This window comes from Paenibacillus sp. 01T47, assembly GCF_056398245.1.
This window is the reverse complement of the sequence record NZ_JBFTPA010000033.1, coordinates 19662-41682: the sequence shown is the minus strand read 5'-3', so window position 1 is coordinate 41682 and position 22021 is coordinate 19662. Positions and strand designations below refer to the sequence as shown.

The following is a 22021-nucleotide window of genomic DNA, read 5'->3' as shown; positions in this document are numbered from 1 at the left end:
GATCGGCGCCGTGCTCATGGAGATTGAAGCACATTGGGAGTCAAGTCGTAAATTCATGGAGATGACTGCTTACCATGAATGGAGAAAAAACTGTTAGTCTAATCTCAGACAACGTAGATGGGATTTTACACATAAATATGGACTTGACCGAATAAGTTGAGTCCATATAATTGTGTAAAATGAAGAACTTCATAAAAAGTAAGCCATGAAGTAAATACTCATCTAGAAGAAGTTGCCTAGACCATTCCAGAGGAGAGTATTTATTCATGGCTCAATATCAGGTTACACTAGATCACCAATTATTAAACCAGTTGTTTATCGGAGAATCTCGGGACGCAGGCGTAGCCGCTTTGCTCGAGACCGTTTTGAATCAAGTATTGAAGGCACAAGCCACAGAACAATTAGCAGCTGAGGATTATGAGCGTACGCCTGACAGACAAGGACAACGAAATGGCAGCTATTCGAGAAGCTTAACGACACGTGTAGGCAGTATAACCCTACAGGTTCCAAGGTTTCGAGATGGCAAGTTTTCGACAGAGCTTTTCAAACGCTACCAACGTAGTGAACAGGCGCTTGTACTCACACTGATGGAACTTGTTGTTCAGGGTGTATCCACCCGTAAAGTAGCACGTGTGACGGAAGAACTCTGTGGAAGGGAGTTTTCCAAGTCGACGGTCAGTGAACTGTGCAAGCAACTCGATCCCATTGTTCATGAGTGGAATAATCGCTCTTTGCACGAAGTTGCGTATCCCTTTGTTACGGTAGATGCCATGTATGTGAAAGTGCGTGAAGACGGCCGGATACGTTCTAGAGGCGTCTTCATTGGGTATGGCGTTAACACAGATGGCAATCGGGAGATTCTTGGGCTTGCAGTAGGCGATACAGAGTCCGAAGCAAGCTGGAGTGCTTTCTTTAACCAGCTAAAAGAGCGCGGACTGCATGGTGTCGACTGTATCACCAGCGACACACATGGTGATTTAGTAAAATCGATTCGTCAACATTTTCAAGGTGTAACGTGGCAACGATGTCAGACACATTTTATGCGAAACATACTCGATGCTTCACCGAAATCACTTCAGACGAGCATCAAAGGTATGGTTCGCTCTATCTTTGAAGCACCGGATGTAGACATCGCTAGGAAATGTCTAAAAGAAACGTTAGAGGCTTTTCAGGACAAAGCACCAAAGGCTATGGATACACTCGAAAATGGCTTTGACGATGCAACCGCAATCCTTGTCTATCCAGAAGAGTACCGCGTTCGTCTACGCACTTCAAATGGCATTGAACGTGTGAACGGTGAGATTCGTCGTCGTGAACGCGTCATTCGTATTTTTCCAAACCGTGAAGCCGTCGTACGCATGATCGGCGCCGTGCTCATGGAGATTGAAGCACATTGGGAGTCAAGCCGCAAATTCATGGAGATGACTGCTTACCATGAATGGAGAAAAAACTGTTAGTTTAATCTCAGACAACGTAGATGGGATTTTACACATAAATATGGACTTGACCTCAGAATAATCATTATCCCACAAATAAGCTTAGATATTAGTCTTATTTCGCAGCGCTTTCTGCCAATGGGCAGCAGAAGTGCGGAATGGTCGGAAATAGGACTAGAATTTAGTTCTATTTGCTTCAGAATGATCAATATTCCACAAATAAGCCTAAATATTAGTCTTATTTTGTAGCGCTTTCTGCCAATGGGCAGCAGAAATGCGGAATGGTCGGAAATAGGACTAGAATTTAGTTCTATTTGCATCGGAATGATCAATGTTCCACAAATAAACCTAGATATTAGTCTTATCTTGTAGCGCTTTCTGCCATTGGGCAGCAGAAGTGCGGAATGTTCAGAAACAGATCTGTGGATTCATCACGTTGAGAGATTACATGTTCAATCGAGGCAAGCGATGCCGCACAGCAATGATTGTGCTGAAAAGATGCTTAGGTTTTCTCAACTTTAGAGAAAACCCTAATAATCTACACGAGATAACCTGTGCAGCTCAGACAACTGGCGTTTTACATATTACTCCATGAAAAACACTTGCTTTACAAGCGCTCACCGCCGCCAACTTGCGGCGCTAGCGCTCATCTTTCGCTGGCGGAATAAGCCGCCAGCGCTGCAAACGGGCGGCCAGCACCGCGCCGCCCGGCAACGCGCGCAATTCGCGCGCGCTGATAGCGCCGCCACGCAAAGCTGCGACGCCAAAGGCGCAAGCGCCGACGGCAACGCACGTCAGCGCAAGCGCAGTTGCTGCCGCCCTAGGCGGCAGCCCGCCAAGCGCTGCGCTCAGCGCTCGCTCGGCGATAACAAGCGCCGCGGCCATGACCGCGAGCGCAAAGACCGTGCCCGCCGCCGCACGCCCATGCGACGGCTGACGTCCCTCTTCCTCGAGCACTCGTTCTTGCTCTCGCCCCTGCCCCTGCTCTCGCACTCGGCCCTGCTCTTCCTTCAGCAATTGCTCCTGCCCGTGCTCTCCCTCTTCCTCGAGCACTCGTTCTTGCACTTGCCAATGCACTTGCTCCTGCCCTTGCTCTTGCACTTGCACTCGGCCCTGCTCTTCCTTCAGCATTTGCTCCTGCCCGTTCTCTCCCTCATCCTCGAGCACTCGCCCATGAACTCGCTCCTGCCCTTGCTCTTGCTCTCGCCCTTGCACTCGCTCCTGCTCTTGCACTCGTCCCCGCTCTTCCTCAGACACCCGCTCTCGCACTACCCTCTCACCAACCACTCGATCGCGCGGCTTCACACGCCCTTCCACACCCGCTCGTCCGCCAGCTAACGCCGCTCCAGAACCCGAAGCTGCATACCGCACTGCAATGATCCCAAGCAAAGCCGCCACGCTTAGTGCCACGACACCTGCGATGGCTGCGCCTTCAATGCCATACGTGGGTACAAGCACAGCGTTAATGACGCCTTTAAGCAGCGCTGCAACCAGCAGCAGGATAGCTGGAATACGTACAGCGCCTAATCCTTGAAGCACAGGTGCCGTCACCGCATTCACACTGCCCGCAAGAGCAGTGCAGCCAACCAAGGCGAAGGCGAATGTACCTTGAGTATCCGAATACAGCATCATATTGAGCGGTTCCGCGAGCAGTGCCAAGCCGATGGCTGCTGCAGCGCCGATTGCCCAAGCCGCCCGCTCAGCAAGCGAAAGCTGTACTCGAAGCTGTCCGTATGCACCCCGCATACGTGCTAACGCAATGCTTGGTACGAGCGCCGCTGCCGCCGCTCCAGCTACCATAACAACAAGCTGCACAAGCGGCTGCGCTCGGCTGTACACGCCAAACGATGTCATTGCCGCAGCTTCCGAAGCCCCTCCTTCCTGCAATAAGCGAGGAACCATAAAGGCATCCACAACGCCAAGAACAGGAACAACCACCGCGCCAAGCGCGACAGGCAGTGCAATAACGGCAAGCTTTCTCATCTCTGCTCGTATTGCCCCTGCCATTCGATTAAGCCGCTCCCCGCTGCGTCTGCGCCATAAATATATAGCCAGCAGCAAAAGCGATGCGCAAGCTCCGAATGCCGAACCGCTCATCACACCAGACGCTACAGATGCATCTGCCCATCCAGCGGACCAGCTTAATGCAAGCACTAGCAGCATTACGCCTACACGAATCATTTGCTCAACAACTTGTGAGGCGGCAGACAATCCCATTTGTCCGATTCCCTGCACATATCCTCTTAACGCAGCAACGAATGGAGCAAGCAGCAGCGCAAACGAGACCGAGCGCACTGCACCAGCCGTCTCCGCATCGCCAATCCAACCTGCTACTTGATTCGCTCCACCCCACATCAAGCCAAACGAAATAATACCCGTCACACCAAGCAGCAAAAGCGCAGCGTATAACGTTCGCCTGACGCCTTCTGCATCATCTCCCTTGCGCAGCCTCTCTGCAATGAGAAGCGATACGGCCGTTGGCAATCCCGCAGTGGCTAGAACAGCTGCCAGCTGATAAAACGGATACACGGCGTTGTAAATGCCAAACACGCGGTCCCCAGCTAGATTTTGCAGCGGTATTTTTTGAAAAACACCAATCAACTTTGACAGCAGCGCCGCACCCGCCATGAGCGCAACACCATTCATGAGATGCTGCTTCGAGCTTCGTTCTACTTGAACCCGTCCTTCAACTGCAGGTTCCGCTGCTTTAGCTAGCGACTGTTCGCCGGCACAAGGTCGCTCTTGGCTCTCCGTAAGTTCAGCCTCAGCTTGGCGTGCTTCGACCACTCCCACGCTTGTTTTTCGCTTACCCGCCTGCCCCAGCATTTCCGCCGATTGCCTATTTTTCCCCGGCTTGCGGTTCATCCCGTTCACTCCTGCCTGTCGCACGATTTCTATTGGTATCTATTATACCTCACAATCGTAAACGTGGAAAAAGCTTCCCCAATCGAGTGTTTCTCGATCAAAGAAGCTGTTATAGCCACATTTCTTACTATTGCTCCATCTGTTTTGCCAAAAAGCCCGCTGCTGTTTCAGCCATTTTTGTTTCCATAGTAGACATTTTTACCGATTCATCCTTGCTAAGCAGCACGACTGTTCCAATGGGGTCGCCACCCGCAATGATCGGCGCAATAACGAAGGAGCTGTAAGTTTCCTGCGTATCCTTCACAATTTCAAAGGCACCGCCATTTGCTTCAGCAAGCGTCTTGCGATTTTCCATACAACTCTCCAGAACAGTGCCTACCTGCTTATCAAGCAGTTCTTTCTTGGAGGCTCCAGCTACAGCAATTATGGTATCCCGGTCCGTGATCAATGTAACATGATTTGTTCCTTCAAATAACGATTCCGCATATTCCTTAGCGAAGTCGCCAAGCTCACCGATAGGAGAATATTTTTTCAAAATAACTTCGCCATCACGATCTACAAATATTTCTAGAGGGTCTCCCTCGCGAATACGCAGTGTACGGCGGATCTCCTTCGGAATGACGACACGCCCGAGATCATCGATGCGACGTACAATTCCAGTTGCTTTCATTTCTTGTTGCCCCGCTTTCCTAGAGGATTTTGAATCGACTGGATTCTTGCAGCTTGTTTATAACGAAGAAGAAACTTCCTTCAAAAGATTTTGAATCTGACCATAGTATTCATCCGCTCCCAATTTCTTATGCACGGACTACAGTTCAAGCCAAACGTTCCATCTCTTTGTGAAAAAGGCCGTCGACGTATCGTCCAGCCTTCGTTTTACGCTTCCCCGAGCTCGTTTTCAGCATTCCCCATTTCTCCCTTTTGCTTGCATGAGAAGCAAATGCTTTTTAATTGTTTATGGATTAAAAAAGGCAATTATCGATTTGAATCGATAACCGCCCTTTGCCTAAATATTATTTACCTTCATTATTGTCCATCTGATTCGTTTTTTTGAGCCTGCCTGCCTTGCCAAGCGCTTCTCTGAGCAAAAACTCAATGTGCCCGTTGACGCTGCGGAATTCGTCTGCGGCCCATTGCTCAAGAGCACGATGGATATCGGGATCCAAACGAAGCGGAAATGCTTTCTTTTCTTTAGCCATAATAATCAGCCTCTAGCCGTAAAGAGTTCCTGTATTAATGACTGGAGTTGCAGCGCGATCAGATACAATCGCCACCATTAAATTGTTCACCATCGCCGCTCTCCGTTCGGCATCCAAGCTAATCCCGTTTTCCTCCAACTGCCGCAGTGCCATATCTACCATACCAACTGCACCTTCAACAATTTTGGAACGTGCCGCTACAATCGCAATCGCCTGCTGCCTTTGAAGCATTGCACTAGCGATTTCCTGAGCATACGCCAAATGAGTCAAGCGAGTCTCAAGCACCTTTACGCCGGCAACTGCAAGACGGTTTTGCAGCTCGTTGCCTAGCTCCGCCGCTACCTCATCCGCATTGCCTCTAAGTGAGGAAGCCGCGTCTGTAGAGAAAACATCGTAAGGATATTGCGCGGCAATGTGACGTATCGCCGTCTCGCTTTGAATTTCTACAAAACGCTCATAATTATCAACGTCGAAGCTCGCTCTTGCCGTATCCATTACTTTAAATACAACAACCGCACCAATCTCCACCGGATTTCCTTCCGCATCATTCACCTTTAGTGTTTGGCTGTTGAAATTGCGTACTTTAAGTGAAATATTAACCTTGTTTGTAAGTGGAAGAACCATCCATAAGCCGCTTTCAAGAACTGAACCCATATACGTTCCAAAAAACGTAACCACCTTCGCCTCATTCGGCTGCACGATCGTAAGAGAGGATAAACAAATGACGGACAGCAAAATTAAAAAGGCGCCAACACCGATAATTACCCCAGACCCGCTGTCCTTGGATGCTTCCGATATCGTTAGAAAAATACCGCCAGCAGCAGCAACTACCGAAAACAGCAATGCCATGTATCCGCTAACATACCAGGCTTTCTTCTCGTTCATTAAACCCCACTCCTTCATCTTTTTCTATATTGTTTTGATATAAATATGATATCACTTTTTACATATATAAGCAATTATTTCTTTTTACATCCAACCTCTTTTTGCAACAAAGGGAGCTGCCGCTTCGTCACAAAAAGCAAAGAGATTAAGAAGGGATGAATACATTGAAATATTTATTAATCCTATTTCTGCTTTCCTTGTCGATCGGTTGTACAGGAGAAACCAAAACAACGTCAGAGCAATCCATTTCTCAAAGCTATCTTGAAGAAAAAGGATATCGAATCAGCTCAAAAGAAGGGCAAGTTGAGAGCTATGAGCTTACCGAACAGAAATTATCAGCATTGCCCTATATGATGTACTGGGGGTTGCAGCGCGTGAACCCCTCCGATTATATTGGAAAAACGATTCATATCCAGAAATTTACCGTAACGAACCATCCACTGAGCAAAGAGAAAGTAGATGTTTTTGTTTATTTGGCTGATGGTCAGCCTATAGGAGGAACTTCATTTCCAAACGGAGACACTGCAGACGGCGGGTATTGGTCTATAGAAGGCAAAAATTTAGAAGATATTCAAGGAATGTCTTATCAAGAGTGGCGTAAAAGCTGGACTGAGAAATATAAAAGCACTTCACCAGATGAAGCATAAAGCATTCCATATACAGGGGGATTTACATGAAAATAAAGAACGGCGTGCAGGAAATCATCGAAAATCTTCGGCATATAAGTGCCATTGAAAAACAGTCCGAATTCCATAAACAAATGGACGGAACGACGGAAGGTCTTGTATATCTCATTAAAGTTGATGAATCACCCAAATATGTGCTAAAGCTTGATCAGCCAGATGCACTTTCTTTAGTTGAACAATATAAAAAAACATATCCAGATGCCCCTCTATTGCCTAAGCTTACTTACACCGCTCCAGATAAAACATATATCGTTTATACATTTCTCAAGGGTTCAACCGATTATATTGGCGGCTCTAAGGAGCAATGGTTGAAGGCTTTAGTGAACGGACTTATTCAGCATTACATAAGCTGCTCACCCTCACAGAAATGGGGAGATTGGCTGGAGAATCCCCGCAATACTTGGCGAGAATTTATGGAGGAGAAAGTCGATTACGCTAGAAGTTATATCGGCGACCGCTTGCCATTAGAGGATCATACCCTTGTAAAATCACTTTTAAAGAAAGCAACGATGAGTGAGTCTCAGGGGAAATTTTTGCTTCACGGCGACTGCGGTGTTCACAACTTCATCTTTAGTCATAACGAGTTAATTGGCGTTATCGATCCATCACCAATAATCGGACCTCCGCTCTATGACTTGCTTTATGCATTCTGTTCCTCACCTGATGACTTGAGCATAGAGACGTTAATGCCTGCATTCGTTATGCTTAATCAATCGGATGCGGATCAACCAAGGCTAATTGAAGAAGTGATCATTCAGCTCTATTACCGCTTAGGCATTTGCCTCAAGCATCACCCTCACGATATAGACGATTACTTACAAGCATGGCGTTACTGGAAGTCCTTAATAAGCAATGAATAAACCACTATCATCACAGCTCAAAAACAGCTCTAAAAACACAAAGCAAAAAGCGCCTCTCATAAAGGCGCTTCTAGCTCATCATTCGCTTTATACCGTCAAATATTTGCGTATGACCTCATCATCCAACGACTCCAAGCCGCCCTCCCACGCAATCGCCCCTTTTTCCAGCACGTAGAAGTAGTCTCCTACACTCTTAACGAAATCCAGGCTTTGCTCCACCAGCAAAATAGCCGTCTTGCCATCCGCTTTAATTGAGCGAATAACATCCCTAATATCATCGACAATGGAGGGCTGAATCCCCTCACAAGGCTCATCAAGCAGCAATACTTGAGGCCTTGAAGTTAACGCCCTCGCGAACGCGAGCTGCTGCTGCTGTCCGCCGCTGAGATCGCCGCCGCGGCGCGTATACATTGTCGGCAGCACAGGAAACTTCGCAATAGCCTCTTCTGGAATAGAAGATATTTTCGACTTTGAAGCCTCAAGGCCAAGCAGCAAATTTTCATAAACGGATAGCTGAGCAAATATTTCGCGTCCTTGCGGTACATAGCCGATTCCGCTTTTAGCCCGCAGTCCCGGCGCTTTCTTCGTTAAATCCGAGCCATTATAAGAAACAGAACCCTCGCGCGCCTTCAGCAGCCCCATAATGCTTTTCATAAGCGTTGTTTTGCCTACGCCATTCCGCCCGAGCAGACATACAACCTGCCCTTGCTTCACTTTCAGCGACACATCACGTAAAATAATGCTTTCACCATAACCAGCCTCAAGCTGTTGAACGGCTAACATCGGCATCCCGCCTTTTCCCCAAGTACACTTCCGCCACGCGGTCATCTCGTTGAATTTCATCCATCGAGCCTTCTTTCAGCAGCTTCCCTTCATGCATAACGGTGACCTTGCTCGCAAAATTACGAACAAACTCCATATCATGCTCCACAACTACAATCGACCGCATACGGGCTATCTGGTGGAGAAGCTCGCCCGTTTTATCCGTCTCCTTATCGGTCATCCCCGCCACTGGCTCATCGAGCAGCAATATTTCCGGCTCCTGGAGCAGCATCATGCCAATTTCGAGCCACTGCTTCTCTCCATGCGACAGACCGCCTGCCCGCCAGCTCGATTTTTTCTGCAATCCAATCATAACGAGCTGCCCGTCAATTTTAGCCCGCTCATCCTCAACCATCTTCGCAAACAACGTCGCGAACACAGTACGCTTTTGGCGCATCGCGATTTCCAAATTCTCAGCAACCGTCATCGAAGGGAATATCGAAGGAGCTTGAAATTTACGACCGATGCCAAGCTCAGCAATTTGATGCTCTTTCTTTTTCGTTATATCTACCTTCCCGAATGTGACACGTCCCGCTGAAGGCCTTACTTTCCCACAAATCACATCCAGAATTGTCGTTTTGCCGGCTCCATTTGGCCCAATGAGGAAACGAAGCTCCCCTTTCTCAAGCTTTAGGTTCATGCCTTGGACCGCTTTAAAGCCATCGAACTCAACAGTCACATCATCACACAGCAGGATTGCGGACTCCTTCATGCTTCGGCTCCCTCCCTTTTTTGCGTAATTTCAATTGGCCAACTAAGCCAGCAACACCTTTAGGCATAAATACGACCACGACCACAAACAGCAGCCCCATAAAGAATAACCAACCCTGCGGATAAGCGGTACTGAACTCACTTTTAGCCCAGTTCATGAGGATAGCGCCGAGTGCGGCTCCAACCAGCGTTCCACGTCCGCCAATTGCTACCCAAAGAACCATTTCAATCGAAGGCACAATTCCGAGCATCGACGGTGAAATAATACCGACGTGGAGTACAAACAGCATGCCCGCTATACCTGCAATGCCTGCCGAAATCGTAAATATGACCATTTGATAAATTGCGGGATTGTAGCCGATAAACCGCACCCGGTTCTCGCCATCGCGAATCGCACGAAGCACCTTGCCGAAGCGGCTGCCGATGACGTAACGGCAAAAGACGAAGATAGCAATGAGAGCAATGACGGTAATATAGTAAAGCACGCGCTTCGTCTCAGGAGAACCTATAGAGAAGCCAAGCACGGTAGAGTAGCCTGTTATCCCATTCGTACCGCCTGTAAAAGCTTGCTGACCAATGAGCAGTGTCGTCGTAATAATAACGAGCGCTTGCGTCAAGATCGTGAAGTAAACGCCGCGAATTCGGTTGCGGAACGTGACGTAACCAAGCACAAGCGCGAGCAGCGCAGGTATGGCAATCCCCATCGCTACCGCAAACCAGAAGCTCTGAAATGGCTGCCAGAAAAGAGGAAGCTCTTTAAGACCGCTCCAGCCCATGAAATCCGGCGGCCTTCCTCCGCTTGCCTCCAGCTTCAAATACATCGCCATAGCGTAGGCGCCTAAGCCAAAGAAAATGCCATGCCCTAAACTTAAAATGCCGGTGTAGCCCCATATCAGATCAAGCCCTAATGCTACTATGGCAAAGGCTAGAAATTTCGCTAACAAATTGAGCCGAAAATCACTTACAAATAGCGGAGCGGAGAAGAGTGCTGCCGCTGCTGCCGCATAGCCAATTAAGATCCATATCCGCGCAGGAGTAAACTTTTGCAAGCGCATAAGCGTTCCACCTTTCTTTTCCCTAGTCAAGCGACCGCGAACGCATGGCAACGAGTCCCATAGGCTTCCATTGGAGGAAAGCAACTATACAGACAAACACTAGCACCTTGCCAAGCGAAGCATTCGTCCAATACTCAAACAACGTATTAAACATTCCAATCCCTGTTGCCCCGAGCACCGTCCCAACCAGCTTGCCGACTCCGCCAAGCACGACGACCATAAAGGCATCAACGATATAATAAGTGCCAAGGGACGGACCGATAGGACCAAGCAGCGTTAACGCACAGCCGGCAATGCCGGCAATACCCGATCCGATAGCGAAGGTCATCGCATCCACTCGTCTTGTCGAAACGCCAAGGCATGCAGCCATATCGCGATTTTGCATCACTGCCCGCATCCTTCTGCCTTCATGGCTGCGGTAAATATAAAAATACATAGCAACTAAACAAGCGATGACGAGTCCGATGATGAATAACCTTTTGTAAGGAAGCAATGTTCCATCCATAATCTTCAAGCCGCCATTTAGCCATGCCGGGCTTGTGACTGCAACGTTTGGCGCCCCAAAAATAGATCTTGCTAACTGCTGCAGCACGAGACCCACACCCCAAGTGGCGAGCAAGCTATCAAGCGGCCGTCCATATAGAAAGCGAATCAGCGACATTTCGAGAATGAGACCAATGATAAATGCAACGATAAAGCTGACCGGAATGGCCAATACAAAATACCAATCAAACATCGATTTCGGCAAATAATCATGAAACACATTTTGCGTCAAATACGTGGAGTACGCACCGATCATAATTAACTCACCATGCGCCATATTGATGACCTTCATCAAGCCAAACGTAATCGCTAGCCCCAAAGCAACCAGCAATAAAATGGAGCTGATGCTTAAACCATTAAATAGCTGCAGCAGAAACACTTCCATATGACCGCTCCTCTCTAGCGTAAACGGCTGTCGCCTTCCTCTGTCACAAAAAAAGCAGAAGGGAGCATTCGAAGCGATCGAATACTCTCCCATTAATTGCTGTGTATTAGACCATTGTTTGCTTATGAATTATTGCGTTGGTTGAATGCTTGCTGCCCAGTCGTAGCCTTTGAGATACGGGTCCGGCTTAACCGCTTCACCAGAGTTCCACAGCTCCTTGAATTGGCCGTCCGCTTGCACTTCGCCAATACGAACCGTTTTATAAATATGCTGAGTAGCGCCGTCGATTTTCACTTTTCCTTCTGGAGCATCCCACTCCAGCTCTTTGGCTGCTTCCTTTACTTTATCTACGTCCGTTGAGCCTGCTTTCTCGACCGCCTTTGCCCACAAGTAGACCGCTGTATAGCCGGCTTCGATAGGGTCCGCCGTTACACGCTCATCACCGTATTTCTTTTTGTAGTTTTCGACGAACGTTTTGTTAGCTGGCGTATCCGTTGTTTGATAATAGTTCCACGCCGCCAAATGGCCTTCCAGCACATCGACGCCAATACCGCGGATCTCTTCTTCTGCAACCGATACTGACAAAGTAGTCAAATCTTTAGCTGTAATGCCTGCATCCTTCAATTGCTTGAAGAACGCAACGTTGCTGTCACCGTTAAGCGTGTTGTATACGACATCTGGTTTAGCTTCTTTAATCTTGCTAATTAGCGTGCTGTAATCTGTATGGCCTAGCGGCGTGTATTCTTCTCCAACTAGTTCGCCGCCTTCAGCCTTCAACTGTTCTTTTATTACGAGGTTTGCGGTACGAGGGAATACATAGTCCGATCCGAGTAAGTAAAATTTCTTGCCGCGGTTTTCAAGCAGCCACGAAACAGATGGAACGATTTGTTGGTTTGTCGTAGCGCCTGTATAAAAAATATTCGGAGAGGATTCAAGACCTTCATATTGCACCGGATACCACAGCAGGCCATTTAACTCTTCGAATACCGGCTTCATTGCTTTCCGGCTTGCGGAAGTCCATCCACCAAATACGGTAGCCACTTTATCTTCGGAAATAAGCTTGCGAGCCTTCTCAGCGAAGGTCGGCCAATCCGAAGCGCCGTCTTCAAGTACAGGTACAATCTTTTTACCTAAAACGCCGCCTGCAGCATTAATTTCATCGATAGCCATCATTTCAGCATCGATAACCGATACCTCACTAATTGCCATGGTGCCGCTCTGTGAGTGCAATATTCCCACTTTTATTTCCCCGTCTGCTCCCGATCCGGCATTGGCAGCATTCGTAGGTTTATCTTTTTCCCCATTCGTAGATGCTGGTTTGTTGTTGTTTGCGCCACAACCTGTCAATACGATCGTTAAAGCTACAAACATAAGGCCAAATGAATAAAACATTCTCTTTTTCATCTTCCCACTCCCCATCGCTTCATATTTGTCTCTATATTTCCGAACATTTACATGGATTTAACTTCCATTGTTCGTGCTTTTATTATAGATTGGGAATTAAGTTAATGTCAATATAGTTAACACTAATTTTTCAAGGGATACATTCATACTTAAAAATGGTCAATTAGGGGCAATTTATTCGCATTTATGTTATGTATAATGACACTTGTTTGTCGATTTACTTTTTTTATGTACGGAAGGTTGATTGTATGACATTTTTATTCACATAAAAAACCCAACCTAAGGCAAATGCCTTAAGTTGGGTTAACTTGTTTAAATTCATATATTATTTTTTATTTTCTTCTGCTCTTGCAATAAGCATGTCTACAATTAGATCGACTTGTCCGCTTATAGCAATAGGATCATAACGATAGAATGTATTAAAATCATTTTCAAAATATTGATTGTTTTTCACGGCGTCTAAGCTTTTCCAAACCGCTAAGTCTGTCTGCTGCTTAATCGCCTCACCCTTCTTCTCCGGGTCATAGACGGTCATAAACATATAATCGGCCGAATACTCAGGAAGTGCTTCTTTAGACAGCTGGAAAAAGCCGTCGTTAGCATCCACTTGCTTTTTAATCGATTCAGGAATTTTTAGACCCAGTGCATTATATACCGCTTGACCCGATCTGCCCGAATTTTCGCCAAACATCCATATTTCTCCTTTATCGGTAAGCTCAAAAATGCCGACTGTCGTATTTTCATCGACAACACCTTTCAGCTTCTCGCGGCCCGCTTTTGGCTTCACGCAGCAAATATTGATTTGTGTTCAGCATACAATCCATCCTTACTCAGCATAGTTTCAGAAAAAGACCCCTTAACCGGTGAATGGTTAAAGGGTCTGACATGTTTGTTTTGCACTTATTTCGTTGCAGGTGCTTCTGTAGCAGGAGCATCTGTAGCTGGAGCATCCGTAGCCGGCGTTTCTTCACCAGCAGGAGCATCACTAGCAGGAGCATCACTAGCAGGAGTATCACTTGCTTTTGGAAGCTTAATGACGATTTCTTGCTTAGGAAGCTCGTCTGTCATATATTTGTTCATTTTCTCAGAAGCAACTGTACCTTTTACTGATTCTTTATCTGCATCAGTTAATTTATCAAATGCTGGCGTATCACGTTTCTCAACAAGGATAACATGGTAGCCAAAATCTGTTTTCACAGGCTCGCCAATAACGCCAATCTCTTGTTTATAAGCAGCTTGTTTAAATTCTTCTACCCATTGACCATTCTTCTTGTCCGCATATAGACCGCCTGCGTCCTTCGAGCCTGGATCGTCGGAGTATTCTTTGGCAAGGGCAGCCCAGTCTCCGCCTGCTGCCAGCTTGTCTTTCACTTCTTTAGCACGAGCCAATGCTTCTGCATCCGTGCGAATCTCTTTTTCTTCTTGTGTAGTTGGATCCGTTGTTTTGGTTGATACCAAGATGTGGCGAACAGAAACGGTTGCATAGTTAATACCGTTCTTTTCATATTCTGCTTTCATTTCTTCCTCAGTTACTTGAGCGTTCATATGAGCTACAAGCTTGGAAGTCATAAGCAAATAGTTTTCCATATCTTTGTCTTTCAATTTCTTAGCATCTACAGCAGCTTTCAATTCGGCATCTTGGGAAAGCGCCGTTTTATACTGCTTCATTTGTTCTTTTACTTCTGTTTCAGCCTTTTTAACGTCTTCCTTAGAAGCCTGGCCGCTTAAAATTTTGTAGGAAATATACTGCTGGAGCAGCTGCTCCTTAAATTGCGGAATTTCAATAACTTGCGCATACGCTGGCTGCATAACCGTAAATACATCCAAATACTTGTTGAATTCCTTGTCTGTCACATTGCCGCCTTTATAGGTTGCAACTTCTGTTTCCTTCGCGCCGCCGCATGCCGCCATCGTCAAGACCAGCACGACTGCCACGATAAGCAGCGCGCCTTTGCGCCATGCCGATTTGCGTGAACTGTGTAACATGTTGAATCCCCTTTCATATTGAGAACTTGATAGTATTGTATCAGAAAAGGGGCGTATAAAGCGAATCTTGTCTATGTTGTCGCATCTTGCAATTCGTCTTTATAAAGGAGAACATCCTTGTACGCTTGCAAAAATTGTTCAATCATATGAATTTTCTGCTCCATATTCAATCCCTTGCCGCGCAGCAAAATACTTGGGTTTGGCTCCTGCTCGCTGCCCTGCTTAAAGCGGTTCTCATGCTTCAGACAAAGCTGATCCACCTTCTTACGGTCAATCCTCCGCTTCTCGCTAGCAGCGTAACGAAGCAGCAGATCATCACCTTTGCCGCTGAGCTGTTCAATACCATACATCGTGCCATACACTTTTAATCTAGCCACTGCGAGCAAATTGCTTACTGCTTGCGGTAAATCGCCAAAACGATCCACAAGCTCATCAATCACATCATCTGCCTCTTCGAACGTTCGGATAGCAGCCACTTTTTTATAGATCTCAATTTTTTGGATGCTATCATAAATGTAATCCGAAGGCAAATAAGCATCTACGCTAATATCAATAAGCATGCTAACTGGCTTCTCTTCTTTTATTTCTTCGCCGCTCATCTCCGCTTTACGCTTCGCGATCTCATCAGCCAGCATTTGCGAATACATGTCGAAGCCTACCGAGGCAATAAAGCCATGCTGCTCCGCCCCAAGCAGGTTGCCCGCTCCACGAATCGATAGATCGCGCATTGCGATTTTGAAGCCTGAGCCGAGCTCAGTAAATTCTTTGATGGATTGCAGACGCTTCTCCGCAACCTCCGTAAGCACCTTATCCCGTTGATACGTGAAATACGCGTATGCAATACGATTCGAACGACCAACGCGGCCGCGCAGCTGATACAGCTGCGAGAGTCCCATTTTGTCAGCATCATGCACAATAAGCGTATTCACGTTCGGAATATCGACGCCTGTCTCAATAATGCTGGTGCTTACCAGAACATCGGATTCGCCATCGAGGAAATCAAGGATGGTCTTCTCCAGCTCCTGCTCTGACATTTGCCCATGGCCGACCGCAACTCTAGCACCTGGTACAAGCGCGTTGATTTGCTCCGCCATCTGGTAGATGCCTTGAACACGGTTATACAAGTAATAGACTTGGCCTCCACGTGCCAGCTCGCGCTCTATCGACTCCCGTACGAGGGACGGGCTGTATTCCACCACATAGGTTTGCACAGGGAAACGATTTTCCGGCGGCGTTTCAATAACAGACAAGTCCCGCACGCCAAGCATCGACATATGAAGCGTTCTTGGAATCGGTGTCGCAGTCAGCGTAAGCACGTCGACATTAGTTTTCAGCTTCTTCAGCTTTTCCTTATGCGATACGCCAAAACGCTGTTCCTCATCCACGATCAGAAGGCCGAGCGACTTGAAAATAATATCCTGCGACAGCAGTCGATGCGTCCCAATAACGACATCTACTGTTCCCGCCTTCAGGCCCTTCATCGTTTCATTCTGCTCCTTGCGTGAACGGAAACGGCTGAGCACCTGAACGTTAATCGGATAACCTGCAAAACGCTCGCGGAATGTCTCATAATGCTGCTGCGCCAAAATAGTCGTCGGAACTAGCACCGCTACCTGTTTGCTGTCCATTGCTGATTTGAAGGCAGCACGAATGGCGACCTCGGTTTTTCCGTAACCGACGTCTCCGCATAACAGCCTATCCATCGGCTGGGTTTTCTCCATGTCCTTCTTAATCTCTTCGATCGCTCTGAGCTGGTCACGCGTCTCGTCATAAGGGAACATCGCTTCGAACTCATTCTGATACGACGTATCTTGTCCAAAAGCGTACCCCGGTGCCGTCTGCCGCTCCGCATACAGCTTGATCAAATCATCAGCAATATCCTGAACGGATGCTTTTACTTTGCTCTTCGCCCGTGTCCATTCACTGCCGCCAAGTTTATTGACCTTAGGCTCTTTATCTTCATTGCCGACGTACTTCTGAATCATATCTACTTGCTCGATTGGAACAGACAGCTTATCGCCGCCAGCATAGAGAATATGCAAATAATCTTTATGAATACCTGCTATTTCAAGCGTGCCAATGCCTACATACTTGCCTATACCATGATTATGGTGAACGACATAGTCGCCGACCTTAAGCTCTGTATAGCTCTTAATACGCTCGGCATTATCAACTTTTTTATCCATTTTCCGGGCTTTGCGCTGCTTCTGGGAGAACATCTCGCCTTCAGTAATAATGACAAGGTGAGAGGATGGCAGCTCAAAACCGGACTGCAAATTACCTTCTAGCAGAGTAGGCGTCTCAATGCTATAGTCGTCAAGAACTCGGCGCATGCGTTCCATGCGCTCTGCATTGCCGGCAAGCATCATTACTGTGGCACCCGTCTTGCGCCAACGTTCCATTTCTGCCTTCAGCACATTCATTTGCCCATGAAAATTTTGCATCGAGCGGCTTGTCATGTTCAATATATTTTGCGGCTGCGAATGCGGGATTTGCCTTAAGAATAAGGACAAGAACAGCGTTGGAAACGGACGGTGATGCAAAATCTCCTCTGTATCGCGGGCAAGAGCAAGATCCGGAAGCGACTTGCCGTTTTGCAGCAAATGCATGGACCATTCCGCTTCATCCCGCTCCAATTGCTTCGCTGTCTCTATTAAACGCGTTGGCTCGTCTAGTATGAGCAGCGTGTCAGCTGGCATATAGTCAAGAATCGTTTGACGCTCTGGGTATAACAACGAAATATATTTATAAATTTCCGGAAAATAAACATGCTCACGCAGCCTTTCAATCTCTCCGCCCAGCTCCGTGCGAAGTCGATCCTTGGCTGTACGATCTGTCATCTTATCGAGCTGCTTCTCCAGCAGCCGCTGCGCATGATTTGCCGCAGTCTCCATACGGTGTCCGTCTGCGAGTAGCTCTTGGCATGGCGGAACCACATAAGATTCCAATCGATCCAAAGAACGTTGATCTGCTGGATCGAAGGTACGTATGGAATCAACGTCATCGCCAAACCATTCGATCCGGTACGCTTGTGAAGCCGTAAGCGGATAGAAGTCAACAATCCCGCCGCGCACGCTCATATCGCCACGCAATTCTACGCGGTCAGCCCGTGTATAGCCAAGAGCGGTCATTTGCCGCAGAAAAGCATCTATCGGCAGTGATTGGCCAACTTGAACCTCTACTTGCGCTTCAGCCATAACACTGCTTATAGGCAAATAACGCCGAACGCCGGAGAAGGGCACGACAACAATCCCGCGATAGCCTTGGGACAGCTTGATCAGCACATCCATTCGCTGCGCAAGCGTCTCAGGACTCGAGATCGCCGCTTCTGCAGCTACCAGCTCATTTGCGGGATATAATAATACATTTTCTGACGAAAGACATTCCTGCAAGTCCTCCGCAATCTTCTGCGCAGAGAACATGTTATGCGTCACAACAAGCATAGGACGCTCTACATCCTCCCGCAGCGCTGCAATGAGCACTTGTCTGGAAGAGCCTGCGAGGCCAGATATCATCTGCTCACGCATGCCTTTACGAATACCGGATATAACGGACTGAACGTCCGTATCCGCGGCAAAAGCATTAATTAAAGCTTTCAACTTTTGCGACACCCCGTTTCTTTACACAATCGGAGAGTGATACGATCGCTCCCTGTACATTGAAAATAAGCCTCAGCCATCTGCTAAGGCTCATACTATTCACTTTCCGTCATTGAAGAGGACTAGTTACCAAATGAAGCTCTGGGTTCGCATCAATCGCCTCGCGGCAATAATCACAGACCACTTTTACCGTTACATCCCCATTTGGGTCATACGCTATTATATCGCTGCGTTCTTCGGGGGTCAAGAAATGGAAGCCCAGTTGATGCTCCGTTATATTTGACCCGCTAAGCGACCCCATCGATGTTCTGCAGTGCCGACAAATATAGTTTACTGCCATATGTATGCCTCCTGAAGGGTAGTTATATCCTTCAGTATGCCCTCATAATCAATTTCTAACAGATTATCGGTTAAACTTTGCCATTGTCTCCTCGAAAGGCGCCTTCAATCTAAACTCAATAGCATCACAAGCGTCAGCAACCATAGCAGACAATTTCTCATGCTCGCTCTTCGGAAAAGTGGAGAGCACATAGTCCGCAATGTTCATGCCTGGCTGAGGGCGCGAAATGCCCATCCGAACACGGTCAAAAGTTTGCGTGCCCAAATGCTGAATCAATGATTTGATTCCGTTATGCCCGCCCGCACTTCCTTGATAGCGAAGGCGAAGCTTGCCGATCTCCGTATCCAAATCATCATAAACGATTAATCCATCCTGGACCTCAGCCTTAAAGTAATCTAGAAATGATCTTACTGACTCTCCAGACAAATTCATATATGTCATCGGCTTAATAAGGACAACCTTCGTGCCTTGTACGTTGCCTTCTCCGATTAATGCCTTGCATTTATTTTGCGTTACACTAATGCCCCAGCGCCTTGCAAGCTCATCAATAACCATAAATCCGACATTATGCCGGGTTCCTTGATAAGCAGCACCGGGATTGCCAAGTCCTGCAATCCACCTCATTGCTCACTCCACTCCTTTACGGACAAATGTAACATAATCTATTACAAGCGTAAACATCGGAAGCCGTTCTGCGTCAGAACTTTCATTCTATTTTTCCCAAAAAGCAAACAACGCCGCCCTGATGAAGGACGGCGCCTGAATATGCTCGGTACTGCGTGGTATACGTAATTTTTCAAAAGAGATTCTACAGGCTCTTAACGCCCTCAAGCTTCGCTTCGTTGGAGCGTGACTCTGCTTCTGTAAGCTCCACTGCAGCAGCCTCTGCTTCCTCTTCTGTAAGCTCTTTTTGCGGCGCAAGAATCGTTGCAACTACCTGCTCAGGCTCGGCTAGTAATTCCACGCCGCTCGGCAGCTTCAAATCGCTTACGAGTATGCTTCCGCCAATCTCCAGCGACGATATGTCGACGGAAATAGAATCAGGAATACTGCCCGGCAAGCATTGCACCTCAAGCTCATGCAAAATCAACTGCAAGATACCGCCCTCACGCACACCTTGAGAATCGCCTTCTGCATGAATACGAACGTTCGCCCGCACATTCTCGTTCATATTAATTTGATGGAAATCAACGTGCAGCACTTGCCTGCTCAAAGAATCACGTTGCACCTCTGCGATCATAACGGAGGTTTTTCCATGGGATGGAATATTAATTTCAAGCACCGCATTCGGCTGAGAACGCAGCAAAGCCTGCAATTCCTTACTATCCACCATGACTTGTGCTGCATCATTCAACTGTTTACCATAAATAACGCCCGGTATTTTCCCTTGGAGCCGCAATTGGCGCAACTCACCTTTCGTCGTGCCAGTTCGTTGATCCGCGTTCATAGCTATCGCCATATTGATTACCTCCCAAAAGTTTTGTGAAGCAAAACTTGCTTCGTAAGCATACGCTTAGGTTTTGTGAAGCAAAAACTCGCTTCGTAAGCATACGCTTAGGTTTTGTGAAGCAAAAACTCGCTTCTGTTTTGATTTCCCTATAACTTACCCACTACAGCCAAAAATTAAACTTTAAACGACATTTGCATAAAAAAAGATGCAGCAACGAATTCATCCTCTGAATTCGTCACTGCATCCCCTATATCAACCATTTGGTATTATGATTGTTTCTTTTCTTTTTTTGCTTTTGCACGTCCACGGATCTTATCCGCATAACCTGATTTGTTCACTTGGCGCTCGCGTGCGATCGCAAGATCACCAGCAGGTACATCATGCGTAACCGTAGAGCCGGCAACAACATATGCGCCATCACCAATTTTCAATGGTGCAATCAAATTGACATTGCTGCCGATGAAGGCATTATCGCCGATTTCCGTTACAAATTTATTGTAACCGTCATAATTGACCGTTATGGCGCCGCAGCCGATATTAACGTCTTTGCCAACCTTAGCGTCACCAACGTAGCTTAGATGCGATACTTTGCTGCCATCATCAAGTGATGCGTTTTTGAGCTCCACAAAGTCACCTACTTTGCAGCCAACGCCAAGCTTCGAGCCTGGACGCAAATTAGCGTATGGCCCCACAGCGCTTGTATCGCCAATTACCGATTCAGAAACAACTGAATATTTAATCGCGACGCCGTTGCCGATCGTACTGTCCGCAATATCAGCTTGAGGACCGATAACACAATCTTCTCCGATAATTGTTGACCCGCGAAGCACTGTACCTGGATATATGACGGTGTCAGATCCGATCTGAACACCCGCTTCGATATAAGTTGAGGACGCATCAATCAAAGTGACGCCGCCAAGCAGATGATTGCGGTTAATTCGATCGCGCATAAAACGCTCTGCCTCAGCAAGCGCCACGCGGTCATTCACGCCTATGGCTTCTGACACATCTGTCGTGCAGTAGCCTTGAACGGATTCGCCCGCTTCACGGAATATTCCGATAACATCCGTCAAATAATACTCGCCTTGTACGTTATTACTCGTTACCTTAGCAAGCGCAGCGAACAGCTTCTCATTGTCGAAGCAATATGTGCCTGTATTAATTTCTTTAACTGCCGCTTCTTCAGCTGAGCAGTCCTTTTGTTCAACAATCCGCTGTACAGTGCCATCTTCGCCACGAATAACGCGGCCATAGCCTGTAGGATCGTCAAAAGCGGCTGTCAGCACCGTTGCAGCAGCTCCGCTCGAATGATGCAGCTCAAGCATGGCTTCAATTGTCGATGCTTGCACAAGCGGAGTATCGCCGCAAATCACAATCGTCGTACCTTTCTCGCCGCCGAGAAGAGCTTCCGCTTGCAGCACCGCATGACCGGTACCGAGCTGCTGCTCCTGTAAGACGTATTCAGCGCCATCGCCTAAATACGATTTAACCTTTTCAGCTCCGTGGCCTACAATAACGACCGCGCGCTCCGCAGCCGCTTCCTTCACAACATCAAGCACATGGCCTACCATCGGCTTGCCGCACACCGGATGCAGCACCTTATATAACTTCGATTTCATACGCTTACCCTGTCCTGCAGCAAGCACAATCGCCATAACCTTCAAATGAAAGACCCCCTAGACCTGCAATAAATGATTATTTTAGTATAGCTTTATAAGTGTAAAAAAAGTGCTATCTTCATCAGCAAACGCTGAAAGCTGCAATGATTCAAGTCGTACATCCTATTCCATTATAC

The 22021-nt window shown here is 47.4% G+C and carries 18 protein-coding genes and 1 pseudogene; 3 read left to right on the top strand and 16 right to left on the bottom strand.

Translation table 11 applies throughout. The annotated features are described in order from the left end of the window. Positions 1-266: 266 nt before the first annotated feature. The gene (locus AC1DOV_RS32665; protein WP_477551989.1) at positions 267-1457 is read left to right on the top strand and encodes an IS256 family transposase; all 1191 of its coding nucleotides are present in this window, start codon (positions 267-269) and stop codon (positions 1455-1457) included. A 618-nt stretch (positions 1458-2075) separates the two neighbouring features. On the opposite strand, the gene AC1DOV_RS32660 is transcribed toward AC1DOV_RS32665, so the two are convergent. The 4 genes from AC1DOV_RS32660 to AC1DOV_RS32645 form a co-directional block, all read right to left on the bottom strand. Beyond that, entirely contained in the window at positions 2076-4301 is a 2226-nt protein-coding gene (locus AC1DOV_RS32660; RefSeq protein ID WP_477551988.1) for a polysaccharide biosynthesis protein, read from the bottom strand. A 127-nt stretch (positions 4302-4428) separates the two neighbouring features. Then, complete coding sequence (gene spoVT, locus AC1DOV_RS32655; RefSeq protein WP_054025813.1) at positions 4429-4971, bottom strand: stage V sporulation protein T; 543 nt, start codon at positions 4969-4971, stop codon at positions 4429-4431. A 343-nt stretch (positions 4972-5314) separates the two neighbouring features. Further along, on the bottom strand, positions 5315-5500 hold the full coding sequence (locus AC1DOV_RS32650) for a type II toxin-antitoxin system antitoxin (protein ID WP_076271291.1): 186 nt from the start codon (positions 5498-5500) through the stop codon (positions 5315-5317). 12 nt (positions 5501-5512) lie between these two features. Continuing rightward, on the bottom strand, positions 5513-6385 hold the full coding sequence (locus AC1DOV_RS32645; protein WP_477511759.1) for an SPFH domain-containing protein: 873 nt from the start codon (positions 6383-6385) through the stop codon (positions 5513-5515). A 155-nt stretch (positions 6386-6540) separates the two neighbouring features. Between AC1DOV_RS32645 and AC1DOV_RS32640 the strand changes: the two genes are divergently transcribed. Together AC1DOV_RS32640 and AC1DOV_RS32635 are read left to right on the top strand one after the other, a co-directional pair. Then, positions 6541-7032, top strand: a complete 492-nt coding sequence (locus AC1DOV_RS32640; RefSeq protein WP_477511758.1) for a hypothetical protein — start codon at positions 6541-6543, stop codon at positions 7030-7032. 26 nt (positions 7033-7058) lie between these two features. Further along, positions 7059-7931, top strand: a complete 873-nt coding sequence (locus AC1DOV_RS32635) for a phosphotransferase (protein WP_477551987.1) — start codon at positions 7059-7061, stop codon at positions 7929-7931. A gap of 87 nt (positions 7932-8018) precedes the next feature. Here AC1DOV_RS32635 and urtE read toward each other — a convergent pair whose 3' ends face one another. From urtE to glmU, 12 genes and pseudogenes are all read right to left on the bottom strand, one after another. Next, complete coding sequence (gene urtE, locus AC1DOV_RS32630) at positions 8019-8714, bottom strand: urea ABC transporter ATP-binding subunit UrtE (RefSeq protein WP_477551986.1); 696 nt, start codon at positions 8712-8714, stop codon at positions 8019-8021. Continuing rightward, entirely contained in the window at positions 8692-9465 is a 774-nt protein-coding gene (urtD, locus tag AC1DOV_RS32625; protein WP_477511755.1) for an urea ABC transporter ATP-binding protein UrtD, read from the bottom strand. Before urtD ends, urtE begins: the two co-directional genes overlap by 23 nt. Further along, the gene (gene urtC, locus AC1DOV_RS32620) at positions 9437-10519 is read right to left on the bottom strand and encodes an urea ABC transporter permease subunit UrtC (protein ID WP_477511754.1); all 1083 of its coding nucleotides are present in this window, start codon (positions 10517-10519) and stop codon (positions 9437-9439) included. Before urtC ends, urtD begins: the two co-directional genes overlap by 29 nt. A gap of 22 nt (positions 10520-10541) precedes the next feature. Next, complete coding sequence (gene urtB / locus AC1DOV_RS32615) at positions 10542-11447, bottom strand: urea ABC transporter permease subunit UrtB (RefSeq protein WP_339205875.1); 906 nt, start codon at positions 11445-11447, stop codon at positions 10542-10544. 129 nt (positions 11448-11576) lie between these two features. Continuing rightward, the gene (gene urtA / locus AC1DOV_RS32610; protein ID WP_441885266.1) at positions 11577-12851 is read right to left on the bottom strand and encodes an urea ABC transporter substrate-binding protein; all 1275 of its coding nucleotides are present in this window, start codon (positions 12849-12851) and stop codon (positions 11577-11579) included. Positions 12852-13176: 325 nt separating this feature from the next. Continuing rightward, positions 13177-13635 (bottom strand): annotated as a pseudogene (locus AC1DOV_RS32605) (TroA family protein); the annotation flags it as partial. Between the two features lie 116 nt (positions 13636-13751). Beyond that, positions 13752-14837, bottom strand: coding sequence for a peptidylprolyl isomerase (locus AC1DOV_RS32600; protein ID WP_441885268.1), 1086 nt, complete (start codon positions 14835-14837; stop codon positions 13752-13754). A 71-nt stretch (positions 14838-14908) separates the two neighbouring features. Continuing rightward, the gene (mfd, locus tag AC1DOV_RS32595) at positions 14909-18436 is read right to left on the bottom strand and encodes a transcription-repair coupling factor (RefSeq protein ID WP_076271279.1); all 3528 of its coding nucleotides are present in this window, start codon (positions 18434-18436) and stop codon (positions 14909-14911) included. Positions 18437-18545: 109 nt separating this feature from the next. Beyond that, positions 18546-18776, bottom strand: a complete 231-nt coding sequence (locus AC1DOV_RS32590) for an anti-sigma-F factor Fin family protein (RefSeq protein ID WP_339205871.1) — start codon at positions 18774-18776, stop codon at positions 18546-18548. A 63-nt stretch (positions 18777-18839) separates the two neighbouring features. After that, on the bottom strand, positions 18840-19400 hold the full coding sequence (pth, locus tag AC1DOV_RS32585; protein WP_076271325.1) for an aminoacyl-tRNA hydrolase: 561 nt from the start codon (positions 19398-19400) through the stop codon (positions 18840-18842). A gap of 184 nt (positions 19401-19584) precedes the next feature. Next, complete coding sequence (locus AC1DOV_RS32580) at positions 19585-20235, bottom strand: 50S ribosomal protein L25/general stress protein Ctc (RefSeq protein ID WP_441885271.1); 651 nt, start codon at positions 20233-20235, stop codon at positions 19585-19587. A gap of 257 nt (positions 20236-20492) precedes the next feature. Continuing rightward, positions 20493-21890, bottom strand: a complete 1398-nt coding sequence (gene glmU, locus AC1DOV_RS32575) for a bifunctional UDP-N-acetylglucosamine diphosphorylase/glucosamine-1-phosphate N-acetyltransferase GlmU (protein ID WP_477551985.1) — start codon at positions 21888-21890, stop codon at positions 20493-20495. Between the last annotated feature and the right edge of the window lie 131 nt (positions 21891-22021).